We start from the raw sequence: 4,668 nt of genomic DNA on the forward strand, positions 1-4,668 counted from the left end.
CCGCATACATCCTCAACTGCGCCAAGAACACTGGCCAGTCCCCATCCTGCCCTGGTATCAGTGCTACACCGAAGAGGAGCGGCACGGCGGGCGCGGCCCGATCGTCGTCCACGACGGATTGCTCGCCGCCCTCGAGGACGGCGAAGCACGCCCCGCCACCTTCGACAACCTCTACCCCGCAGAGCTACGCGAACGCGTCCTCGCAGCCGAGTCGAGGTCAACGCCAACGTAATCCGGGTTACGTGAACAGTTCACGTCGCTGCGAGATGTACTCCTGCACCGATTGCGCGGGGCGACCGGTGAGGTCTTCGACATCATGGGTTAAGCGGTTGTAGCGGTCGTCGCGATGCAATCTGGCCATGGTGGCGATGTGCTGTTGGGTGTGCGGGTCGAGTCCTGCTTGGGTGAGATGCTCAAGCCATTCGTCGTAGGGCAGCCGAACCGGGGTCATCGGCCGGTCAAGGGCTTTCGCGTACTGCTCGGCTAACTCATCGATGTCCAGCGCTGCCGGCCCGGTCAATTCGTAGACCGCACCGACGTGATCGTGCGGCGCACGGAGAACGGTGGCAACGACGGCGGCCACATCCGTGGCAGCGACAGGGGAGGTGCGGCCGCTTCCGAACGGCAACGCCAACTGCCCGTTCTCGCGGATTGAGCGGGCTGCGAGCACGGTGAACAGCGGGTTGTCGAGGAAGACGGTCGGCCTGATCTGCACGGCCGGCAAGCCCGACCAGTCGATGACGTGCTCGGCCAGCCAGTGCAGGCGTTGTTGGCGGGATTCCTCGGTGCTAGTTGCGGTCATCTGCGAGACCGTCATTTGTGACATATTGACCAGCACTTCCAAGCCGTCGCCGTCGTCGGCGGCCGCGCACACCACTGCGGTGGCTTCCAAATATTGCGCCGACACGCTCATGTTGAAAAACATTCGGCCGATGCCAAACATTGCCGCACTGACATCCACCGGGTTGGTCAGATCTCCGACGATCACGTCAGCTCCGAGCGCGCGCAGCGCATCGGCGCGCGAGTCGTCGCGGTGCACCATCGCCCGCACTGCCTCGCCATGGCTGAGAAGTTGCTCCACGACGAGCCGGCTGACCCCGCCGACACCGCCGCCGGCGCCGGTGATCAGGTAACTGGGAGTGCGAGTCATAACCGCGGCCTCATGTTCGTAGATCGGTCAGATTTGGTTGGCTCCGCCGTCAGCGGTGACGGCGGAGCCAGTTGTGAAGCTTGCCAGGTCGCTGGCCAGAAACAATGCCGCATTAGCGATTTCGTCAGGTTCGCCGAACCTGCCCAGCGGTATGCCGGCGATGCGATCGGCGCGGAACTGAGTTATCGACTCGCCCGGACTGGTCTGGTCGGCCAGATTATCGCTACCGGGTGTTGCTGTGGAACCGGCGACGATCACGTTGACTCGGATCCCGCGCGCTTTCAGCTCGTTGGCCCAGGTGCGGGCAAACGAACGAACTGCGGCTTTGGTGGCGGCATAGACTCCGAGGCCTTCGCGGCCCCGCTCGGCGGTGGTGGACCCGGTGATGATGATCGAGGCCCCGTCGTTCAGCAGCGGAAGTGCTTTCTGCACGGTGAACACCACACCCTTGATGTTCGTCGACAGCAGTGTGTCGAGGTGGTCTTCGGTGATGTCACCGATGCGGGCCACCGCGGTGACGCCGGCGTTGGCCACCACGATGTCCAACCCCCGGCCAGCTTCGGCCACCGCGGCGTACAACCGATCTAAATCGGCGCCCACACCCACATCGCCGCGTATTCCGTCGGCCCGTTCGCCCAACTGGCCTAGCGCCTCGTCGAGTTGGGCTTGCCGGCGCCCCGTGATGAATACCCGTGCGCCTTCGTCGACGAATCGGGCAGCAGTGGCTAGGCCGATACCCGATGTGCCACCGGTGATGACGGCGGACTTGCCATCCAGCAATCCCACGTGTGCGTCCTCTCAGAGCTGTTGTTCTGGTTCGCTCGTTTTTACTGCGCGTTCAGGTGTTGAGGAACAGCCGCGCATTGGCCAGGAAGACGTCTGCATGTTGCGACTGTGCGCCGTGGCTGGCGTCGGGAAGTACCAGAAGTGTGGCGTAGGGGAGGTGCTCTTCAAGGATGAAGGCGTTGATGGGGTCGACGACGATGTCCTTGTTGCCGTGAACGATCAACGCTGGTTGAGTGATGGCCTTGAGCATCGCGTACCGGTTATCCGCGGGAATCGTGCCCCACTCACGGATCGCGCGCAGCTGTGCATCGGCCGATGTGAGAGTGACCGGTGATACGCGCTCGGTCTCGCGCAGGCTCAGGCGCCGGAGGTACGCATTTCCCGCGCTCTGGCCGGGTTCGCTTGGGGTGAAGAATGATTTCAGAATCAACGCTACGGGGTCTTCTAGCTCGTCTATTGATAGTTCGGTGAACGTCATCTTTTCGCCGCCGCGGGGGCCAGTGCCGCATAGAATCATGCGGCGAATCATTTCGGGTTGCTCGGATGCCATCTGCTGCGCAACCATGCCGCCCAATGAAAAGCCAAGGAAATCAACAGTTGTCAGGTCCAGCGCGCGAAGGAAATCGAGACAACTGGTGGTGAGTTCAGCAACAGTCGACGTGGTGATACCGGTGGAGCCTCCGATCCCTGGATAGTCGAATGTAATCAGTTCCCGGTCTGCAGCGAGGCCATCAACGATCAGCGGATCCCAGTCGTCCATGTTGGACGCGAAGTAGCCGGCGAGCACCAGCGGTACATCGCCGCTGGAACCCATGCGTCGATAGGCAAAGTCGACACCGTCCACGGTGCGTATTACCTGAGTCGGCGTCTGCAAATATGTTTGTGCCGTGCGGGTGTTCATCGCGACGGACTCCTTTCAGCCCACACGGTTACACAGCTGTTCGGGAACTTCGCCGCCGAGTAACTCGATCAGCCCGACGAGCAGCGCATCGAGTTCTTGTCCGACGGCGGCGATGTCGGGGTTGTCGTAGCTGTTGAACAGCAGGCTGGGTTGGTCGACCACGAACTTGGTGTCGCCGTTGGCGTCGGCGTAGAGCAGGGTGCGCAGCGGGGCGTGCAGCATGACCGACGGGTCGTGGCGGAACATGCGTTCGGCGATGGTGTGGTTGCCCATCAGGTATTGGGTTGCTTTCCACAGTGACGTCGAGCCGGCCATGGTGGCGGTAACGTCGCCGCGGTAGTAGCGCATAAACCCGTGCGGGGCATTGATTTCGGCGAGCTCCAAGGTCGCCTGCCACGAGGCCATCTGAAAGAAACGGGCGTAATCCACTTCGGGAACCAGAGTCTCGTACTGCTCGCGGGCCTCGTCGTAGAGCGTTGGCAGCGCGACCACCAGGCGGCGGGACGGGTGGTCGACGGCGATGTTGTTCGTGGTCATGGGAGGGCCTTTTCGTCGAGACGGATGAGTTCGACATCGCGGATGTCGAGGGTGATCGAGGGCAGATTGAGGTTGACGGTGTTGTCGGGATTGCGGCGGAAGACTCGCCGGCGGGTGGCTACCTGCAGGCCGCCGAAGCTCTTGTAGCGGCTGGTGTAGTGGCCGACGAGGGTGCTGCCGTTGATTTCGACGATGTAGTCCATGCGCCGTTGCTGGCCTTGGGAATCGAAGTAGAACACCTGGTCGGGGTTGTGGGTGGCGATTGACGGCGGGAACCGCACTTCGAGGCGCCGCCAAGTTTGGCCGGCCTCATGCCAGGGTTCGATCTCACGCGCTGCCACGCCGGGGTACGTGAACAGGAATGGAGTGGTGAAGTAGTTCCAGCAGGCGTAGCCCAGGAAGTAGCCCAAATGCGCTGCGTTCCAGGCGCTGTTGCGCAGCATGCCTTTGAATCCCGCGCGTGCGGGTGCGAGTTTGTCGACCGGTTGGCCGTCTAGGGTTTCCATGGTGACACTGTCGGTGGCGGCGTCGAACACCATCTGCTGATCGGGACGGGTGAAAGGAGTGAAGACGATGTGTTCCTTGACGGTGTCCAGCGTGATGATCTGGTCGAACGTCTTCTTCGGCGGCCAACCCTTCATGGCCCAGATCGGTCCGCCGATGGAGATGTCGATCCGCAAGCCGCGCAGCATTTTCCACAGTTCGTGCCCACCAGTGGTGGCAATGGCTAGCTTAAGCAGATCGTCTGTCATGGGCTATGTCCTGTGTTGCTCGTCAAACACGAACACGACTTTGCCCTCCCGACCCCCGCCGCCTTGGGCGAGGCTTACCGCGTCTTTCCAGTCGTCGAGCCGCATGGTGCCTGCGACTCGTGCGCTCAGCGTGCCGTCGGCAACCAGCGCCACCAACTCGCGATAGGTGCTGTGCACCACCTCGGTGTCGGTGCGGCGTAGCCAGTTGATTTCCCAGAATCCCGTCCAGTTCACGTGGCGGCCAATCAGCTCAAGTACGGACACCGATGCGCTTTGCCCCGACAAAGCCGCGTAAGAGACCAACGTGCCCCCGAAGCCTAGGTGCTGGGCGAGCTGCCGCGCCGCCCCGCCGCCTACCGAGTCGACGACGATGTCGAGCTCGGCATCGCTCAGTGACTGGGCCAGATTGGATTCCAAATTCTCATCGTCGATGACGACGCGATCCCCACCCCAGCTGCGAACCAGCTCGGCGGCGGCCTCGCGCCGGACCACGCTCACGGTTTTCCACCCGAACCGCTGCGCCAGCTTGATCAGATACTCCC

General features: G+C 62.4%; 7 protein-coding genes. 1 reads left to right on the plus strand and 6 read right to left on the minus strand.

The genetic code is table 11. From position 1 onward, the window contains the following. Nucleotides 1–232, plus strand: a 232-nt coding sequence (locus tag WAN71_RS19485; RefSeq protein WP_422226899.1) for a hypothetical protein, incomplete at its 5' end; no start/stop codon positions are given. A gap of 6 nt (nucleotides 233–238) precedes the next feature. Here WAN71_RS19485 and WAN71_RS19490 read toward each other — a convergent pair. From WAN71_RS19490 to WAN71_RS19515, 6 genes are all read right to left on the minus strand, one after another. Then, entirely contained in the window at nucleotides 239–1,150 is a 912-nt protein-coding gene (locus tag WAN71_RS19490) for an NAD(P)H-binding protein (protein WP_422226900.1), read from the minus strand. A 27-nt stretch (nucleotides 1,151–1,177) separates the two neighbouring features. After that, nucleotides 1,178–1,936, minus strand: a complete 759-nt coding sequence (locus WAN71_RS19495; RefSeq protein ID WP_422226901.1) for an SDR family oxidoreductase — start codon at nucleotides 1,934–1,936, stop codon at nucleotides 1,178–1,180. Nucleotides 1,937–1,988: 52 nt separating this feature from the next. Continuing rightward, nucleotides 1,989–2,837 carry an alpha/beta fold hydrolase gene (locus WAN71_RS19500; protein WP_422226902.1) on the minus strand — a complete coding sequence of 283 codons (849 nt, stop codon included), beginning with the start codon at nucleotides 2,835–2,837 and terminating at the stop codon, nucleotides 1,989–1,991. 15 nt (nucleotides 2,838–2,852) lie between these two features. Then, nucleotides 2,853–3,374 (minus strand): DUF302 domain-containing protein, encoded by a 522-nt coding sequence (locus WAN71_RS19505; protein ID WP_422226903.1) that lies wholly within the window; start codon nucleotides 3,372–3,374, stop codon nucleotides 2,853–2,855. Beyond that, nucleotides 3,371–4,126: a hypothetical protein gene (locus WAN71_RS19510; RefSeq protein ID WP_422226904.1), complete on the minus strand. Its 756-nt coding sequence runs from the start codon at nucleotides 4,124–4,126 to the stop codon at nucleotides 3,371–3,373. The genes WAN71_RS19505 and WAN71_RS19510 overlap by 4 nt, the downstream gene beginning before the upstream one ends. 3 nt (nucleotides 4,127–4,129) lie before the next feature. After that, nucleotides 4,130–4,668, minus strand: a 539-nt coding sequence (locus tag WAN71_RS19515) for a zinc-binding dehydrogenase (protein ID WP_422226905.1), incomplete at its 5' end; no start/stop codon positions are given.

It is taken from the genome of Mycobacterium sp. (assembly GCF_049280035.1).
Lineage (GTDB): Bacteria > Actinomycetota > Actinomycetes > Mycobacteriales > Mycobacteriaceae > Mycobacterium.

Excerpts from the sequence above, each read along its gene's own strand:
- WAN71_RS19500 (WP_422226902.1), bottom strand. The coding sequence starts at position 2,837 with ATGAACACCCGCACGGCACAAACATATTTGCAGACGCCGACTCAGGTA.
- WAN71_RS19510 (WP_422226904.1), bottom strand. The coding sequence starts at position 4,126 with ATGACAGACGATCTGCTTAAGCTAGCCATTGCCACCACTGGTGGGCAC.
- WAN71_RS19505 (WP_422226903.1), bottom strand. The coding sequence starts at position 3,374 with ATGACCACGAACAACATCGCCGTCGACCACCCGTCCCGCCGCCTGGTG.
- WAN71_RS19490 (WP_422226900.1), bottom strand. The coding sequence starts at position 1,150 with ATGACTCGCACTCCCAGTTACCTGATCACCGGCGCCGGCGGCGGTGTC.